A 16,534-nucleotide genomic window follows, 5' to 3' on the forward strand; every position below is an offset into this window, starting at 1 on the left:
TGCCACTGCTGCAATGCCTGTGGATACCCGACGTTCGGAAGCGGTGGATATCGATATCGAGCGGCCTACCCCACCCTTCTGGGGAACTACCATTTTGCAACCCGAAGATCTGCCTTTTGATGAACTCTTCTGGCATTTGGATCTTCAAGCCCTAATTGCTGGACAATGGCAATTCCGCAAGCCCAAGGATCAGTCCCGAGAAGACTACGATGCCTTCCTAGACCAGAAGGTCTACCCCATCTTGAACCAGTGGAAACAGCGCATCGTTTCTGAAAAGCTGCTGCATCCCCAGGCAATTTATGGTTACTTCCCCTGCCTAGCTGAAGAAAACTCCCTCTATATTTATGATCCAAAAGTGGCGGAGAACCCTGGCGATACCTTACCTGAACCCGTCACCACCTTTACCTTCCCTCGCCAGAAGTCTATGCGGCGGCTGTGTATTGCCGACTTCTTTTTACCCAAGGAACAAGGCGTTGCCCAGAAACGGTTTGATGTCTTTCCCATGCAGGCGGTCACAGTAGGAGACATCGCCACGGAGTTTGCCCAAAAGCTGTTTGCAGGTGACGAATATACTGAATATCTCTACTTTCACGGTTTAGCCGTCCAAACGGCGGAGGCCATCGCGGAATGGACCCATGCTCGTATTCGGCGGGAATTGGGTTATGGCGAGAGTGAACCGGACAATATTCGAGATATGCTGGCCCAGCGATATCAAGGCTCTCGGTATAGTTTTGGTTATCCCGCTTGTCCGAATATGCAAGACCAATACAAACAGCTTGACCTGCTGCAAACGGACCAGATTAATTTGTATATGGATGAGAGCGAACAGCTCTATCCTGAGCAATCCACCACGGCGATTATGGTTTATCACCCTGTTGCTAAGTACTTCAGCGCTTAGCACCGCCTTTCTCTATTGGTTTGGGTGAGGTGCTGTTAGCAATTGGGGTGGGCAAGCTGTATGCAAGAACTATGATTGAGGTGCATGGGCCTCAACCCAAGTTTTTAGCTCCCTATAAGCGGGGGTCTCTCCTACCGTTTTGCATTGCTGAAGAAAATGATAGAACCGTTCCAGCGGCACCCAAGGGAAGGTGGGACTGACGGGAGCATCCTGGTATAGTCCTTGCTCCAACTGATAAATTCTCAATATCTGGCCATCAAAGCGCCACAGTTCAGGGACTCCCATTTGGGCATAGAGGTCGTTTTTGTTGATATCCGTATGACTAATATCTACTTCCACCACTAGGTCAGGGGGTGGGTCAACGTCGAGATCGACCGTTCGCCCTCGGACCACCGATTCATTCTGGATGTAATAGCATCGATCTGGCTCAGCCCCTTTAAGTAGCTCCTTTCGTTTGAGGGTGGTGGAGGCCATGCCCTTAATGTTTTGACCAGATTCAAAGGCCAAGGTGCGAATAAAAACCCCAATCACATCGCTGGGGTTTTCGTGAGCTTCTAAGGGGACCATAAACTCTAGAACTCCGGCACTATAGTGAAGCCGCACCGCTCGATGTTCGCCAAAGGCGGCCAGGATGTTTTCATAGGTGTCCCAGGAAATATGACTTAAGGCAAGGCGCTGCTCAGCAGGCAGGGTCTCTGGTGTTTCCACAACAGGTAGCTGAGTTTGCATTATCTCCACCTGAACGTTCACCCTTCCAGCATAGGCGTTACAACGCTGGAAGTGGTCTGGGTATTACAGAGTTTATCTGCCTAGAGTGGAGCAACAAGGATTAACGTTATTTTTTCGTACAGTTAGAGGAAATTCGCGTAATTTTGACATAAATTGCTGAAATTTTTTAAAGTGATAACTTTCTTGGAATTTTTTAGGGTTGAATTGAAATAAGGGCGTGCTGGAATGATGGATGGGTAATCCATGAAGGCCGAGGAACTGCTTAGGCGATATCGTCAGGGAGAACGTAACTTTGTAGGGGCGAATCTGCGGAGACAATCTTTTAGAGGTCAAGATCTGTCCGGTGCGGACTTGACTGGTGCAGATTTGACTGGTGCGGACTTGACTGGTGCGGCTATTCGGGGCACGAACTTTAGTAATGCAACGCTGATTAAGACAAATTTTCATCAAGCTAAGACGGGGCTACAGCTTAGATGGGTTGCGATTTTGACATTTCTCGCATGGCTATTTGCAGGGGTTGCAGGTGGCCATACAGCATTTAATGGGTATTTAGTCTCTCTAATTTTTGACATTGGAAATTTGTCAAGTAATATTGCAGGCTGGGTGGCTCTGGTGGTGCAAATAGCTTTCTTTGCAATCGTTCTCTGCAAAGGTATTTCTGCCGTTGTCGCTGGAGCTGTCGCTGGAACTATTGCTGTCGCTGTCGCTGTCGGCGTTGCTGGAGCCGGAGCTGGAACTTTTACTGGAGCTGGAGCTTTTACTGGAGCTGGAGCTTTTACTGGAGCTATCGCTTTCACTATCGCTGGAGCTTTTACTGGAGCTATCGCTGTTTCTGGAGCTGTTTCTGGAGCTATCGCTGTTTCTGGAGCTGTTTCTGGAGCTATCGCTATCGCTGTTGCTGTTGCTGGAGTTATCATTGGAACTGTTTCTGGAGCTGGCGCTGTTATTGGACCTATCGCTGTTGCTGGAGTTGTTGCTATAGCCAGCGTTCTGATTAGTGCTTACATTGGTTGGCGGGCACTCATGGGCGACCCCAAGTACGTCCTGATTAGATCAGCAGCCATTGCATTTGCCGCCTGGGGGGGAACTAGCTTTCGGGCAGCAGACCTTACAAGCGCTAACTTCAACCATGCCTGCCTCAAAAGTGCCGATCTTAGGCAGGCAACCTTAAACCGCACCTCCTGGCTGCATACCTGTCACCTTGACCGCCTGCGTCCCGGTAGCTCTTTCCTCAGCAACCCCCAAATCCGCACTCTGGTGCAGACGGGGCAAGGGCAAGGAATTGACTTAACCCATCTCAACCTCCGGGGTATTAATCTAGCGGATGCCCAGCTCAAAGATGCCTGCTGTAGAGCCACCGATCTTAGCGAAGCCACCCTCTCAGGGGCAAATCTAACCCGAGCTAATCTTGTCCAAACCCAACTTGACCAGACCGACTTAACCGGGGCTATCCTGACCGGAGCCACTATCGAAGACTGGGGCATTACGGGGGATACTAACCTTCAGGGAGTCCGCTGTGAATACGTCTATATGCACTCGGTCAAGGAAGGCGACCCTGACCCCAACCCCCGCCGCAAACCCGACAACTACGAAGAAACCTTTGCCGAAGGCGAATTTGGTGACTTTATTAAACCCATTGTCGATACCCTGGACCTATACCACAATCAAAACGTCGATTCCGGCGCCATTGCCATTGCCTTTAAGCAACTCGCTGAAAACAACCCCGAGGCCAACCTGGAAATTGTGGCCATGGAAAAACGGGGTCAAGACAAATTTCTACTGAGGGCAAAAACACCCCAACACGCCAACCATTCTCAACTCAGCCAACAATATTTCGCAGATTACAACCAACTTCGGTCCCTACCTAACCAAGAAACCCAGCGCCTAATAGCCGAGAAAGATGACCGCATTCGTAGCCTGGAAAACTTTGTCGAAATAGCTCTCAAACGTCCCAGTTTCTATGCTGAAAACTATCAACAACGAGGTGATCTGATGTCTGAAAATAGTGGCGTCAATATCAATACCAGAGATGGCAACGTTAGCGGGGTAGCGGGTGGCGATATCAGCGGTGTGATTAATCTGGGCAACATCCAAGGGGATATTCATAACGCCATCCAGCAGCTCCCCAGCAACCCCTCCCAACCCAATCTCAAAGATTTACTCAACCAGCTTCAAACTGCCATTGCCGAGGAACCCGAACTGGACGACACTGAAAAAGCCGCCGCCCTCGCCCAAGTCAAGAAACTTGCCGAAGCAGGCCAAGCCCCTCAAGATAGCCGGATGAAGCAACTAGCTACCAAAGCCACTGGCTTCCTCAAGGGCATTGCTGGGAGTTTAACCGCCGGTGCAAAACTCGTCACCGCCTGGGATAAAGTGGGTCCTGCGATCATGTCAGGTTTTGGTTTGCTTTGATGCCTTTTCTGTTTTAAGTGCTGCAGGTTGATCGGTGATGATATTGTCTACTCCAAGTTCAATCATCCGCTGCATATCATCGGGCTGATTGACCGTCCAAACATGAATGGCTTTGCCATTTACATGAGCCTGTTTGACTCGTTCTGGTGTAGCGAGGGTGAAGTGAAGCGAGTAAAAATCAACCTCAAAATCAGGATACTCAGGTCGAGATGGGGAAATGACTGGGCCAATCGTCAACCCAGGGTCTAACGTTCGGACCTGTCGCAGGGTATCAAAGTCGAGGGAGGAAACCACACAGTTTTGCTGCCAATGTTTTTGATGGATCAGTTCAACCACCTGGCTGACGAGTGCTTGCTCATGGCCATGGCATTTTAGCTCCAGGTTTAACTTGATTCGGTCCTTCGCCAAGTCCATCACTGAGGCCAGAGAAGGGATTCGAGTATACTTAAACGCCTCCCCAAACCACTGACCGACATCTAGGCTTGCCAGTTCGGAAGTGGTGAGGTTCCAGAGGTTGCGATCTAAACCCGCAAGACGCATCAAATGACTATCATGAATCACCACCAGCCCATGATCTTTGGTCTCTTGGACATCCAGTTCAATAAAATCAGCCTGGTGTTCAATCGCTAGCTCAAAGGCAGGAATCGTATTCTCCGGGGCCACCTGAGAATAGCCTCTATGAGCCGTAATCAGAGGAGTCATAGATTCATCGCATATCGTCTCTGCACCTGAATGTACCCCAAAAGAAGGGACACAGACGTTTAGGAACTGGTCAGATGGCTCAAACCGTTGATATACATAAATTTTGTCTATTAAATCGGAACTAATAGGTCTGCTGAACAGATATCCTCCTGCCATCTCACAGTCCAATTTCTGGAGCATCCGATATTGATCTATCGTCTCCACTTCTTCAGCAACAATTTTAGGATCTAGTACTGTTGTCACTGTAATAGTGGCTACAGAAAGCTGACAACGCTAGCATATAAACAAGTAAGGCTGCCTACGATATACACCAACCAAGTGGTGAAAAATCCTACTGCTCGACCCACTGAGGGACCATAGGTGGAAATCACTCCGTAGGCATGGGCTAAACGAGCAATAGTCAGGCCGCTACCCAAAAGCCATAGTAGTTGTTCTGAAGTACGCATTAGCTCCAAGGCAATCAGAAACAATAGACCTTGGGGGACGTATTCTGCAAAGTTACTATGGGCTCTCACTTTGCGCTGCAACAGTCCCTTTTCTGCTGGTGCTGTCGCATATTTTTGCGTTAATCGTTCTACGGTTGCCGCCCAATCACTAGGTGCGGCTAACGGATCAGGCTGGTTTTCAATATCTGCTGGCGATTCACCATGCCAAATTCTGGCTCGTGCTCGCTCTGTAGCTGCAATGTAGGATAGGGCCAAGGCAACCAGCCCATTCAGGCCAATAAAGAAACCAGAAATAGGAATCAAATTGGTATTCATAATCGGTTCACCTGCAACTGAAACACTTTAGGGTAGTGGATAGTAGACAGATTACTGAGCGCTTGGGAAATTGTCTTTTCTATTCTTGAGGGTGTGAACGTTGGTTCAAGCAGGCAGAGACAACAGGAGTTTTGACAGTTGGCAGGAGCAAGTGTTCAAGGACCAAAATCGTCAAATGTCGCTTGACTATTTACCTCAGCAGCACCTACCCAAGTGGGGGCGTTGGGTAGAAACACCACAGTTGTTGGCAATCTTTTTACCTGCCTGTCAATTGCAAGTGAATTTAGTCGCTCCTTTTGACTTGATCTCCACAAGATTCAAGGTAGGGGAGGGTATCGCCGCCTTTAATTCAGATCAGCTCAAAGACTATAGAGCTGAGCCGGGTGGATTTGATGTGATTCCCAAGCACAGCACCTATCGCTCGATTGAAGCAATGAGGGGACCGTCCATTGTTTTAGCGTTCAAGCAGCCCCTTAGAGATAGCTGGATTGCCCATCAGCTTGATCATCCCCTAGACCTAAAGCCCGGACAGATTCGGCCCACTGCTAGAGGACTTGCGATCGCACATGCAACCCAAGCTCTTTTGACTGAGAACTCAGGTGACGCTTTTCATCTAGAAGCCTTGGCAAACCTAGCCCTCGGACATGTTGTTAATCTTCATTCTCGAAGCAATCGTAGTCTTAGGAAATTGCCAGATTATTTAACGCCAGAAAAACTGAATACCGTCCTGTCATATATTCAAGACCATTTAGGGGATCAACTTTGCCTCGAGCAACTTGCTAGCACCATTGGTTTGAGCACCCACTACTTTGCCCACGCATTTAAGGCAACGACAGGCATCCCTCCTTTTCAATATCTGTTGCGCTGCCGAGTCGCCTATGCCCAGTCCTTACTGATTAACACTGATCTTTCTCTGGTTAAAATTGCCTATGACTCAGGTTTTGGCAGCCAGAGTCATATGACAGCCGTTTTTAGCCGAATATTGCAAATAACTCCTTTAAACTATCGCCAAACTATCGCCAACAAAGTCTATCCAATACCTCTTCAATTCGTTGAGTTCTCAAAATTCTTGGCATTTGCTAAGAGGAGAATAAGTTATAACATATGTATGACTTAGTGAGCGTGTATTGATATGACGACGCTGAAAATTCGCAAAGTTGGTAATTCCCTAGGAGCAACATTCCCGAAAGAGGTATTGCAGAAGCTGAAGCTTCAGGAAGGCGATACTGTGTACGTTACTGAAACCCCCGATGGTGTCCAATTGACGCCCTACGATCCAAATTTCGATCAGGCCATGGAGGCTTATCGAAAAGTCAGTAACAAATATAGGAATGCATTACGGCAGCTCGCAGAGTAGGCCAGCCTGTTTCCAAAAATCCCGATTAGGTTTGGCATTGTGGATGACCTATTTTGGCTGGACGAAAGAATTATTCGAGTGATCCATGAGGACCAGCTGAGTCAGCATGGTGGCAGTTCTGGTATTCGAGATGAGAATTTGCTGTTAGCCAGTCTGGCTAGACCTCAAAAAAAATACACCTATGGCGAAGCGGTCACTCTATTCGATTTAGCCGCAGCCTATTGTTTTGGTCTGGTTAAAAATCACCCTTTTATCGATGGCAATAAGCGAACTGCTTTTGTAGCAATGGCGATCTTTCTTGAAGTGAATGGCTATTCTCTAGAGGTTTCAGAAACGGAAGTGGTTGTCATAATGGAAAGGCTAGCAACGGATCTAGAGACTCAAAAGACTATCTCAAAATGGCTTAGGGAGCATTCCCTAACGCAGTAGCTGAGATGAGTCGCTTTTCACCTGCTCAAAAGGTAGTACAAAACTATAGCTCTTGAAAAACTGCTAGTTGATCAGTAATGATATTATCCACTCCAAGTTCAATCATGCGCTGCATCTCATCAGGCTGATTGACCGTCCAAACATGAATGGCTTTACCTTCTGCATGGGCCTCTTTGACTCGTTCTGGTGTGGCTAGGGTGAAGTGAATCGAGTAAAAATCGACCTCAAAATCAGGATACTCAGGTCGAGCAGGGGGAACGACTGGGCCAATCATCAACCCAGGGTCTAGCGTTCGCACCTGCCGCAGAATATCAAAGTCGAGGGAGGGAAGCACACAGTTTTGCTGCCCATTTTTTTGGTGAATCAGTTATCGACTCTTCGGAAATGTCCACTTTTTCGAGTAAAGGTCAGAATTTATATCTCTACTTAGTAAAAGACAAAAGTTCATACAAAGAGTTAGTGAATTCCAGGAAGTACTCCTGGGTACTTAAATAAGTGTCTTAGGGAGAATCATGGTGACTTCAATCAGTTTGATCAGCCAAATCTTACACTTTACAATCAGTTATTTTTTATCTTCTGTGATCCTGCATAAAATCAATCAATTGAGAGGTTGACATTAAATGATCTTAGTTTTAAATAAGACAACAAGGAATAAATAAAAATAGCAATGCCTGTCATTTCAAGAAATTCTTCGCAAGCTACACACAAACTATATATTACGCTAGTTTCAAGAGCAAAATCTAAGACTTTTCCTGATATCATTTCCACACCAACTGCACCTGACACAAATGTAGAGCCTGAAAGAATAAATAAGTTTCTTATTTTTTTTGGTAGTGAAAAAATGAATTTAGAATAGGTTATTTAAAAAGCTATCAGTAAAATCATGGCAGGAATAACCCAAGCAAAATGGAAAAACCCCGATACACCTGTCAAATTTCTAATAGGTTCAATTAGCCTTTCATGAAAAGATAATGCTTCATCAACCGATAGAAAAAGAAAAATAAGACTTAATCCTTGCCAATGACGTAAGAATTTATCTTTCTGAACTTTAACTAAATAAGAAATGAATGCTAATAATAAAGAACAAACTTGAAGTATAAATACCGAAAATAAAGTTGGAAAAGATTTTTCATGATTAATATTAAATCTGATTATAAAAAAATCCCTCATAGGAAAATCTGGCAAAAACCTGGCAAATATCGCAGCAAGATTTAATAGTCCAAAGGCAATAATTATGATCATTAAAAATCGAAATATTTTTAGCTTAGGTATTAATAGATCCCAAGAATTATCTTTTTGTAGCGGGTTAGTATGTCGATTGTCCATTAGAGGCTGTTTGAGAAGTCAAGGATGCTCCCAAAAGAGTAATCTGTCACTGTAGAATTTCTGACAGAATCTTGAGAGCAATATCTACAGCTTACGATAGCGACCTAACCACAGAGCAATGAGAATTACTACGAACCTCTGATTCCCGCTGCAAAGCCAGAGGGCAGACATTGGCATTGTTAAAGTACCCAGGCTATTTTTTGAGTGCTGGTCTGCTTTACTCTCCTATGTCGGTTGATGGATAAAGTCGAGCTGATAGTAGATTTAGCTCTAAAAAGCTTCATGCCACACCAGACCATGCGGGAGCTGTCGGGGACCGCATAGAAAATGCAAAACTCTTCGATGTTGAGGAAAAATCATCTTACTGGAAGCGTGTAAGAGCAAAGGGCGCATAGCTAACACACCTCCTTTAGGAATCAGGCAAGCGATCTCACCAGAATCGTCTCGCAGTTGAGCAATCATGGCGTCAGTCAGTCGCCCCTGTTGATGAGACCCTGGCACCACTTTGAGAGGGCCATTTTCTGACGTGCAGTCATCCAAATGAACGCGGAGGGCAACCAGCTGTGCCAAAACCTCAACAGGGGGTTGGACGAAAGATAACCCTTCTTTGTTGACCAGTCCCCATCGGGTGGCAGCAGCATTGGGTTGAACGGCAATACTGACGTCTTGATGCAGTGCCACCAGCCAATTCTGATCAGGCGACTTAGCAAAATAGGTGCACTGATTGACAATAGGGGCAGCGCCTAACAATGGGGAAATTAAGGGATGAGACTTAAGGCATTTTGCCAGCGATCGGTACCAGTCATAGGTTAATAAACGTCGAGTTCCAGGTCCTATTTGAGGCACTTCTGCTAGATGATCACAGACCGCATTACAGGTTGGGGGCGACCAGATTTGGGGCAAAATGACATAGCCCTGCTGATCAAACTGTTGGCAAAGCTTATCTGGCCAAACATAACCCATACTGGTGCGGAGACTCATTGATATGGTTAATAGCTATGGACTTGTCGTTCTCCCTCTCGTGAACGCCTGGGTTTCTAACAGTAGTGTTTTAGAGTCATTGAGCTGTCCTACCAGGCAGAGCTTGACGTAGGAGTTATCCTGCTCCAAAACTTTCAGCCCTTTGCTACTCGCAGGACTATTTCCGCTGCCCGTGCAGCTAGGATTGATATCTGCGATCGCATCCACCAATGCATAGGTTGTTCCAGGGGTTGGGGCAACCTTCTGGCGATAAACGGTCCTCGGTCCTCGCCAAATGGCGCTCTTGCTTTTGGGCGCCGTGTAGTAAGCAAATTCTGTGTCTACCCCACCCTCAACTTTAGTTAGCTTAAAGACGCCTAAGTAATCCGTTTTTGCTGGAATACCATTGATTGAAACCGACGTAGCTGTTTTTATATCGTCAGTCATAAAGTCTAGGGCTCTATTCAATTCTGACTGTCGTTCCGCTTCCACTGTATTTTGTTCGTTGGCCTTTAATACTCGAACCAAACCAAACCCTGCGAGGGTAATGACCACGCTCAGAATTAGAGAGGCAACTAGCAATTCTGTAAGCGTAAAGCCTGCAAAACGCCCTCGTCGAGGACAGGTCTTGCCTGATAAAAGCAAGGCCAGTCGCATAGACGGTGTTAAGGTCTGATACATTCTCCTGCTCCTAAGTCATAGTTGCCAGTGCGCATTAGACCAATTCCTGTAGAGATTGCGAGACACTTGGGCTTCACAGCACTATTAGGGATTGACACCCATAATGTAGTTCCTGGAGGAGTATACAGCCCCTTAAAGTCGAAGGATATATTGTGTGGAGTGGAATGATTGTAGTAGATGGTTACATCTCCAATGGTGCGATTTCCCGTCACTAGACAATTTCCCGTCAGCGTTTGATCGACTCCCTTCGGAATAGTGACGGTACAATCTCGACTGCGTTTAATCGCTTCTCGTTGGGTTTCTTTAATGGCACCTTCGATTTTGGCTAAAGCATCATCGACTTTTTTCTGATTGAGCAAATTCAAGAAGCTCGGACCTGATAAGGCTGCAAATAGACTAATTATTACGATTAAGACCGCACTCTCAGTCAGTGTGAAACCCGCAGTGGTTGGCGTGCGTCTTAAGAGAGGTAGAGAACAATAGCATTTTGGGATCAACAATTTGAATACTGTCTTAGAAGCAGCCTTTAAAATTGAGCAATGACTTTAACCAATACCAATTTATATTTCTCAGATTTTCGATCGGGCATGGTTATATTCTGTCGTGTAACTTGTTGAATCGACAACTAAGTTTATGTCATTTAATATTTATTTCGCCACAACAAAATTTTACCAACCTGCTAAGCAAGGTATAGCTCGGTCTGAGACACTCTGCATTTTCTGCCGAGAATGACCTAGATTTACTTTTCCAGTCAATATTACTTATACAGATGGAGATCTGATTGCCACCCCTATGACTCAACATCCTGCACACCTTGCCTCTGCTCCATTGCTATCCTGGCCCTCTCTCCCTTGGCGATTATCGGTTAGCGGGTGCTCGCTATCTCTGATGGCTACCGTTAGTTTGATGCCTATGGGTGCTAGCGCTACAATCAATGGGCCGACAGCCAATGCTAAGACCCCACATAACAGGGTGTTAGCTCAAGCAGCCAATACTCAGCCCCTCAATCCCCGGATCAAAGTCGGTATTAACCAACGCTTTGGTCGTCAATCTACCGATAAACTGACAATTCAAGCACTTCCTGGCGATCAATTGACGCTTCAATTTACAACCGGTAAAGAGCTACAAACTTTAACTACCGATAAAGTCGAGTTTGCGATCGCACCCACCCCCTTACAGAAACCTCGATGGCAAGAAAGGGTGGTGCTGAGTGTTCATCGGAGCTTTGAGACGGCTGAGACCAAAGCCAATGAATTGAAAGCGCTCGGGATTCCAGTAGAAATTGCGCAACCCCAACAATGGCAAGTGTGGGCCAAACGCGATCAATATCCCACTTCAGCAGACCGGATTCGCCTGATCGACACCCTCAAGCAGCAGGGATATAAAAATGTGTTTCTGCATCGGCGACAGTTAAACCAGAAACCCCAGCTGAGTTTTGTGACCAAGGGGTATCGATATCAACGCAACATTGTCAGCATCACCAGTCAAAAACAACAGTTTCAAGTGGGTGACGAGCTACATTCTGGCAGTCTTCGGTTTCAACCCAATACCTATGGCACGTATACTCTGGTCAACAACGTGCCCACGGAAACCTATTTGCGAGGGGTGGTTCCCTATGAAATTGGCTTTAATGCACCCACAACAGCCATTGAGGCCCAAACCATTATTGCCCGCACCTATGCGTTACGTAATCTCCGACGCTTTAAGATAGACGGCTATGAGCTATGTGCAGATACCCAGTGCCAAGTCTATAAAGGTATTGCGAAAACCGATCCCGTTGTGGACAGGGCGATTAAAGCCACAACCGGGCAGGTCTTAACCCATAACAATGAGTTGGTGGATGCCCTCTATTCTTCCACCACGGGTGGTGTGACTGCTGCGTTTCAAGAGGTCTGGGAAGGAACGCCTCGGCCTTACCTGACTGCAAAGGTTGATGCGCTGCCTCAAGGCGTATGGGACTTAAGTACGCGGAGCTTGGCGGATGAATCCAATTTGAAAGCCTTTATCAATCTGAAACAAGGCTTTAATGAAGCCTCTTGGCGCACGTTTCGGTGGCAGACGGAAACACCCATTGCCAAACTCAATACCTTTTTGCGCCAATTCCTGCGCCAGTCGAAGCATCCCCTAGCGAATTTCAAAACGATTCAAAAGCTAGAGGTGATGGAGAGATCCCACGGGGGGCGTGTCCAGAAACTCCAGGTCACGACAGACTTGGGTCGCTTGGTATTAGCCAAGGATGATATTCTACGAGGCTTTGAAGCACCCAATAGTTTGCTCTTTTACGTGGAGCCCCGGTATCAAACCGTTCAGCCTGCGCCCCCAGCAGCGTCTGCGCCCTCCAGTGCAGTGGTGTCTGCTCAAGCCCAGCCAGCTGCATCGGTGCAATCGAGTTCAACGTCCGTTGCCCCTGCCCAACCGCAGAAAGTGCTGAAGGGATATGCCTTTATTGGCGGCGGGTTTGGGCATGGTGTGGGCTTGAGTCAGACCGGATCCTATCACCTCAGTAAGCAAGGCTGGTCAGCGACCCAGATCCTCAATTTCTACTATCCCGGTACACAGGTACAAACGTTGAAGGACAGCATTGTGTTTTGGCGGCAGCCCACGCTTCCGGCTATACCGAGCCAAATTATTCCAAATGAACTGAAGCCCAATGTCCAGCCCCAAAGTGACCGCAGCAATCGCTTATTGAGTCATAAAATACCGTTTCTGAAATCGTTTCAGTGGGTCTTCGACTGGTTACCGTTCTTGTAGGGTAACAGCAACACGGGACTCAAAATAGGGGCTAAGGCTTAGGAGATGCGGGATACGGGCTGGGTTGGGGCTTCTGATTCTACGGAGACCACCGCCATATCGGATGCGGAGGTCGATTTGGGGGATGCCATGCGCGATCGCAAACTAATCAACGCCGTTTTAATCACCACAGCCGTGGGGACTGCAATCACCACGCCGATCAAACCGCCTGCCTTAGCCCCAATCAGAATTGAAATAAACACCCAAGCTGGGTTAAGCCCTGTCATCGTGCCTAGAATCCTGGGGGCGACCAAATTATCAAGAATTTGCTGAACAATCACGGCTGCTGCTAATAATTTGAGACCTAGCCAAATATTTTGCAGCGTCACCAAGCCCGTCACCAGAATAATGCCAACGGTTCCCCCAAATGGGATAAGAGCCATTGTGCCAATGGTTAAACCAAACAGCAGACCAAAGGGTACCTTCAGGATTAAAAAGGTAGGGACCAGCACCGACGTCATGCAGATGCCAAACAGCAGCTGGCCAATAAAGTAATTCTGGAAACTAGACCGGAGCGTTTCGGAAACGGGCTGTTGGCTATCTTCCGGCAGCCAGTCAATCAGGCTATCCCAGAGTTGATCACCATGTTGCAGTAAATAAAAGGTCAGAATTATGGTTACAAGAACGTCAATTAGAATATCTAAAACGCTACTGACCGTTCCCAAGGCGATATTCAGCAGACTTTTCGTCAAAGCTTGAAGTTGCCCCTGAAGTCGATCAAAGGCTTGAACCGCCAGCACATCCAGATTGAGGGAGACCCCTCGTTCCTCCACCTGTTGACTGAGTAAGATTAGCTGTTGACGACCTGATTCCAACCAGTCCGGTAGGCGATTGGCTAATTGTTGGGCCTGATTAAATGCGATCGGAATCAGAACAATACCGATACCAAAGAGGATAGAAATGGCTAGTAAAGCCACAATAATCGATGCGGGTTCTCGCCTTAATCCCCGTTGAACACACCAGCTCACCGGGTAATTGAGGAGAAACGCCAGCAGCGACGCTACGATAATAATCCCGATCAGCACTCCAAAGTAATTGGAAATCGAAGCTAAGGTCCAAAAATTGAGGGCCAAAATTGGTGCGGCTAAGCCGATCATCAGTAGGCGAGACGGAACAGATAACTTATGCCACCAATGAAAGTAATTGGGTTTATCCATGCCTACTCTCCTGCACAGAGGAACACTTACAGCGAGGGAAAAATAATCTCAGCCAACCTTCCAGGTGATTGTCAACCACGAGGTCTCTGTCGTCAAGCTGTTTTCGCATGGTTAGCTCGGCACTGAAGAAGAAAGCGGGACTTCGATGCGGTCTCCAGGAGATGGAGCCAGCACTTGGGTGTCACAGCCATTTTCTTGCAAGCGCTGACGAAATCCATCAATCGTTCCTTCCATACTCAACAATTTGTCCAGTATGCCGCTGTATTCAACGTCACCCCCCGAGGCAGTGGGCAGAATAAATTGGGGTTGGAGTTTCTTCACTACTTCTAAAGCAAAGTCTCCCCCCTGAATAAAAGGTCCCAACAACGGTAGTACTAAGTCTTGGATGGGGGCGATAATCACATCCGCCGCTTCCAGCTGATCGATAGCTGCAGTATGGAAACCGTGGGGTTCGTAGTAGAGGCGACTCTGAGACACCTGGTCAGTCAGGATTAAGGCATTCTCAACCAGGAAAGGGCCAATCGGTGAACCCGGTAACGCCTGAACCTGGAGTCGGTCTACCCAAGTAAAGGTTTCGCCATGGGCCAGAGTCGTGACATCGGTATAGCCCAGCTCTTCCACAACTTTAGTGGCATTCTCAGAAGCCACAACCGGAATCGAGTGATCTAACCGCTTCAAGGTGGGAACATGGGCGTGATCGGGCAGTCCCTGAGAGAGCAAAATCAGATCAATCGATTCAGGAATATCAATCGTCATGGCCCGCTCGCCTTTGAAAAACCAAGGTTGATTTCCAAATACCAGTGGTCCAACCAACCAAGGGTCTAACAGGATTCGCTGTCCGGCCATCTCGATTAGCCAGCTGTTGGAATCCATCCAGGTTAAAAACATTGTTACTTTAGGGAACTTAGTACATCTTCTATGGTACGAAATTCCAGCTATCCCTTCACCTCTCCCTAAAAAACAACTGTAGTGGGAGTGAATCCTCAGAGACTTTCTGCCTTACAGTCGGTGAAGAGGAACAAAAATCTGATGATGTCAATCGGTTCTGAACCCCTGACTCTATGAGCATGATGTGTCGCATGCTCCTCAGTTAGCCCCACCTATTGAATTAAATAGATTAGAGTAATGTAAAGAGAGGTTAAGCTGATTAGCCTTATTTTTTTAGTGTGTTGATGCCCAAGGCAATGGTAAGTAACCCATGCGCGTAATCTTAATGACTGGCAAAGGTGGAGTTGGCAAGACCTCCGTTGCTGCTGCTACTGGACTCCGCTGTGCCGAACTGGGCTACAAGACCCTTGTTCTCAGTACTGATCCTGCCCATTCCCTAGCCGATAGCTTTGATATGGAACTGGGCCATGAAGCCTTGGAGGTTAAACCCAATTTGTGGGGCGCTGAACTGGATGCCCTGCTGGAATTAGAGGGTAATTGGGGGGCTGTAAAGCGCTATATTACCCAAGTCCTGCAAGCCAGAGGCTTAGAAGGGGTACAGGCGGAAGAGCTCGCCATTCTTCCTGGCATGGATGAAATTTTTAGTTTGGTACGGATGAAGCGTCATTACGATGAAGGTACCTATGATGTGCTCGTGATTGACTCTGCGCCGACTGGAACGGCCCTTCGTCTCCTCAGTTTGCCAGAAGTGGGTGGCTGGTATATGCGTCGCTTTTATAAACCCTTTCAGCGCATGTCAGTGACTCTCAGACCCCTTGTAGAGCCATTCTTTAAGCCTATTGTCGGTTTTTCACTTCCTGATGAAGAAGTGATGGATGCCCCCTATGAGTTCTATGAGCAGATTGAAGCCCTAGAAAAGGTATTAACCGACAACACTCAAACCTCCGTTCGTTTGGTGACCAACCCCGAGAAGATGGTGATTAAGGAATCCTTGAGAGCCCATGCCTATTTGAGTCTGTATAACGTCTCAACGGATATGGTGGTGGCCAACCGGATTATTCCTGACCATGTTTCCGACCCCTTCTTTATGCATTGGAAACAGAACCAGAATCAATATCGCCAAGAAATTCACGATAATTTTCAGCCCTTACCCGTCAAGGAAGTCCCCCTCTTTCAGGAAGAAATGTGCGGATTGGCGGCGTTGGAGCGCTTAAAAGAAACCTTGTATGACCAAGAAGATCCGACTCAGGTTTATCACAAGGAAACCACCTTACGAGTGATTCAAGAGCAAGGACAATATAGTTTAGAAGTCTATCTACCTGGAATTCCCAAAAATCAAGTAGAACTGAGTAAAACGGCGGATGAATTGAATATCAGAATTGGTAATCACCGCCGTAATCTGGTTCTGCCTCAGGCCCTTGCTGCCATGCAGCCTGCGGGAGCC

19 protein-coding genes and 1 pseudogene are annotated in these 16,534 nt (G+C 47.2%); 10 read left to right on the plus strand and 10 right to left on the minus strand.

The genetic code is table 11. From position 1 onward, the window contains the following. The coding region (locus Q0986_RS15370) for a vitamin B12 dependent-methionine synthase activation domain-containing protein (RefSeq protein WP_299412053.1) at nucleotides 1-898 on the plus strand (898 nt) is incomplete at its 5' end. 69 nt (nucleotides 899-967) lie between these two features. Here the strand turns inward: Q0986_RS15370 and Q0986_RS15375 are convergent. Further along, nucleotides 968-1,627, minus strand: coding sequence for a Uma2 family endonuclease (locus tag Q0986_RS15375; RefSeq protein ID WP_299412057.1), 660 nt, complete (start codon nucleotides 1,625-1,627; stop codon nucleotides 968-970). Nucleotides 1,628-1,870: 243 nt separating this feature from the next. On the opposite strand from Q0986_RS15375, the pseudogene Q0986_RS15380 reads away from it, so the two are divergent. From Q0986_RS15380 to Q0986_RS15390, 3 genes and pseudogenes are all read left to right on the plus strand, one after another. Further along, nucleotides 1,871-2,071 (plus strand): annotated as a pseudogene (locus Q0986_RS15380) (pentapeptide repeat-containing protein); the annotation flags it as partial. A gap of 187 nt (nucleotides 2,072-2,258) precedes the next feature. After that, a complete protein-coding gene (locus tag Q0986_RS15385; protein ID WP_299412115.1) occupies nucleotides 2,259-2,609 on the plus strand; it encodes a hypothetical protein in 351 nt (116 codons plus the stop codon). A gap of 41 nt (nucleotides 2,610-2,650) precedes the next feature. After that, on the plus strand, nucleotides 2,651-4,039 hold the full coding sequence (locus tag Q0986_RS15390) for a pentapeptide repeat-containing protein (RefSeq protein WP_299412111.1): 1,389 nt from the start codon (nucleotides 2,651-2,653) through the stop codon (nucleotides 4,037-4,039). On the opposite strand, the gene Q0986_RS15395 is transcribed toward Q0986_RS15390, so the two are convergent. Both Q0986_RS15395 and Q0986_RS15400 read right to left on the minus strand, forming a co-directional pair. Next, nucleotides 4,019-4,741 (minus strand): glycerophosphodiester phosphodiesterase, encoded by a 723-nt coding sequence (locus Q0986_RS15395; RefSeq protein ID WP_299412060.1) that lies wholly within the window; start codon nucleotides 4,739-4,741, stop codon nucleotides 4,019-4,021. The genes Q0986_RS15390 and Q0986_RS15395 overlap by 21 nt on opposite strands. 254 nt (nucleotides 4,742-4,995) lie before the next feature. After that, nucleotides 4,996-5,502, minus strand: a complete 507-nt coding sequence (locus Q0986_RS15400; protein ID WP_299412064.1) for an MAPEG family protein — start codon at nucleotides 5,500-5,502, stop codon at nucleotides 4,996-4,998. Nucleotides 5,503-5,653: 151 nt separating this feature from the next. Between Q0986_RS15400 and Q0986_RS15405 the strand changes: the two genes are divergently transcribed. Genes Q0986_RS15405 through Q0986_RS15415 form a run of 3 tightly spaced genes read left to right on the plus strand, consistent with a single transcriptional unit; the run spans nucleotide 5,654 to nucleotide 7,288 of the window. Next, nucleotides 5,654-6,619 (plus strand): AraC family transcriptional regulator, encoded by a 966-nt coding sequence (locus Q0986_RS15405; RefSeq protein WP_299412067.1) that lies wholly within the window; start codon nucleotides 5,654-5,656, stop codon nucleotides 6,617-6,619. Between the two features lie 15 nt (nucleotides 6,620-6,634). Beyond that, nucleotides 6,635-6,859, plus strand: a complete 225-nt coding sequence (locus Q0986_RS15410; protein ID WP_010480568.1) for an AbrB/MazE/SpoVT family DNA-binding domain-containing protein — start codon at nucleotides 6,635-6,637, stop codon at nucleotides 6,857-6,859. Nucleotides 6,860-6,898: 39 nt separating this feature from the next. After that, nucleotides 6,899-7,288: a type II toxin-antitoxin system death-on-curing family toxin gene (locus Q0986_RS15415; protein WP_299412073.1), complete on the plus strand. Its 390-nt coding sequence runs from the start codon at nucleotides 6,899-6,901 to the stop codon at nucleotides 7,286-7,288. 43 nt (nucleotides 7,289-7,331) lie between these two features. Here the strand turns inward: Q0986_RS15415 and Q0986_RS15420 are convergent, their stop codons facing one another. Continuing rightward, nucleotides 7,332-7,622 (minus strand): glycerophosphodiester phosphodiesterase family protein, encoded by a 291-nt coding sequence (locus Q0986_RS15420; protein WP_299412077.1) that lies wholly within the window; start codon nucleotides 7,620-7,622, stop codon nucleotides 7,332-7,334. A 333-nt stretch (nucleotides 7,623-7,955) separates the two neighbouring features. On the opposite strand from Q0986_RS15420, the gene Q0986_RS15425 reads away from it, so the two are divergent. Then, nucleotides 7,956-8,144: a hypothetical protein gene (locus Q0986_RS15425; RefSeq protein ID WP_299412081.1), complete on the plus strand. Its 189-nt coding sequence runs from the start codon at nucleotides 7,956-7,958 to the stop codon at nucleotides 8,142-8,144. A gap of 5 nt (nucleotides 8,145-8,149) precedes the next feature. Here the strand turns inward: Q0986_RS15425 and Q0986_RS15430 are convergent, their stop codons facing one another. From Q0986_RS15430 to Q0986_RS15445, 4 genes are all read right to left on the minus strand, one after another. Beyond that, nucleotides 8,150-8,614 (minus strand): hypothetical protein, encoded by a 465-nt coding sequence (locus Q0986_RS15430; RefSeq protein WP_299412084.1) that lies wholly within the window; start codon nucleotides 8,612-8,614, stop codon nucleotides 8,150-8,152. Nucleotides 8,615-8,884: 270 nt separating this feature from the next. Next, a complete protein-coding gene (locus Q0986_RS15435; protein ID WP_299412087.1) occupies nucleotides 8,885-9,595 on the minus strand; it encodes a phytanoyl-CoA dioxygenase family protein in 711 nt (236 codons plus the stop codon). Between the two features lie 15 nt (nucleotides 9,596-9,610). Continuing rightward, on the minus strand, nucleotides 9,611-10,255 hold the full coding sequence (locus Q0986_RS15440; protein ID WP_299412090.1) for a prepilin-type N-terminal cleavage/methylation domain-containing protein: 645 nt from the start codon (nucleotides 10,253-10,255) through the stop codon (nucleotides 9,611-9,613). Next, on the minus strand, nucleotides 10,240-10,620 hold the full coding sequence (locus Q0986_RS15445; RefSeq protein ID WP_299412093.1) for a type II secretion system protein: 381 nt from the start codon (nucleotides 10,618-10,620) through the stop codon (nucleotides 10,240-10,242). Before Q0986_RS15445 ends, Q0986_RS15440 begins: the two co-directional genes overlap by 16 nt. A 427-nt stretch (nucleotides 10,621-11,047) precedes the next feature. Between Q0986_RS15445 and Q0986_RS15450 the strand changes: the two genes are divergently transcribed. Continuing rightward, entirely contained in the window at nucleotides 11,048-13,006 is a 1,959-nt protein-coding gene (locus tag Q0986_RS15450; protein WP_299412096.1) for a SpoIID/LytB domain-containing protein, read from the plus strand. A gap of 38 nt (nucleotides 13,007-13,044) precedes the next feature. Here Q0986_RS15450 and Q0986_RS15455 read toward each other — a convergent pair whose 3' ends face one another. Both Q0986_RS15455 and Q0986_RS15460 read right to left on the minus strand, forming a co-directional pair. Continuing rightward, a complete protein-coding gene (locus Q0986_RS15455) occupies nucleotides 13,045-14,202 on the minus strand; it encodes an AI-2E family transporter (RefSeq protein WP_299412100.1) in 1,158 nt (385 codons plus the stop codon). Nucleotides 14,203-14,313: 111 nt separating this feature from the next. Further along, entirely contained in the window at nucleotides 14,314-15,090 is a 777-nt protein-coding gene (locus Q0986_RS15460; RefSeq protein ID WP_366918601.1) for an MBL fold metallo-hydrolase, read from the minus strand. A 310-nt stretch (nucleotides 15,091-15,400) separates the two neighbouring features. Between Q0986_RS15460 and Q0986_RS15465 the strand changes: the two genes are divergently transcribed. Continuing rightward, a partial coding sequence (locus Q0986_RS15465; RefSeq protein ID WP_299412107.1) for a TRC40/GET3/ArsA family transport-energizing ATPase occupies nucleotides 15,401-16,534 on the plus strand: 1,134 nt, incomplete at its 3' end.

This window comes from Acaryochloris sp. IP29b_bin.148 (genome assembly GCF_028285565.1).
In the GTDB taxonomy this organism is placed as follows: domain Bacteria; phylum Cyanobacteriota; class Cyanobacteriia; order Thermosynechococcales; family Thermosynechococcaceae; genus Acaryochloris.

Bases quoted from the DNA above. Each gene is read 5' to 3' on its own strand.
- Q0986_RS15375 (WP_299412057.1), bottom strand. From the start codon at position 1,627: ATGCAAACTCAGCTACCTGTTGTGGAAACACCAGAGACCCTGCCTGCT.
- Q0986_RS15410 (WP_010480568.1), top strand. From the start codon at position 6,635: ATGACGACGCTGAAAATTCGCAAAGTTGGTAATTCCCTAGGAGCAACA.
- Q0986_RS15460 (WP_366918601.1), bottom strand. From the start codon at position 15,090: ATGTTTTTAACCTGGATGGATTCCAACAGCTGGCTAATCGAGATGGCC.
- Q0986_RS15440 (WP_299412090.1), bottom strand. From the start codon at position 10,255: ATGTATCAGACCTTAACACCGTCTATGCGACTGGCCTTGCTTTTATCA.
- Q0986_RS15450 (WP_299412096.1), top strand. From the start codon at position 11,048: ATGACTCAACATCCTGCACACCTTGCCTCTGCTCCATTGCTATCCTGG.
- Q0986_RS15395 (WP_299412060.1), bottom strand. From the start codon at position 4,741: ATGACTCCTCTGATTACGGCTCATAGAGGCTATTCTCAGGTGGCCCCG.
- Q0986_RS15425 (WP_299412081.1), top strand. From the start codon at position 7,956: ATGCCTGTCATTTCAAGAAATTCTTCGCAAGCTACACACAAACTATAT.
- Q0986_RS15455 (WP_299412100.1), bottom strand. From the start codon at position 14,202: ATGGATAAACCCAATTACTTTCATTGGTGGCATAAGTTATCTGTTCCG.
- Q0986_RS15430 (WP_299412084.1), bottom strand. From the start codon at position 8,614: ATGGACAATCGACATACTAACCCGCTACAAAAAGATAATTCTTGGGAT.
- Q0986_RS15390 (WP_299412111.1), top strand. From the start codon at position 2,651: ATGGGCGACCCCAAGTACGTCCTGATTAGATCAGCAGCCATTGCATTT.
- Q0986_RS15400 (WP_299412064.1), bottom strand. From the start codon at position 5,502: ATGAATACCAATTTGATTCCTATTTCTGGTTTCTTTATTGGCCTGAAT.
- Q0986_RS15435 (WP_299412087.1), bottom strand. From the start codon at position 9,595: ATGAGTCTCCGCACCAGTATGGGTTATGTTTGGCCAGATAAGCTTTGC.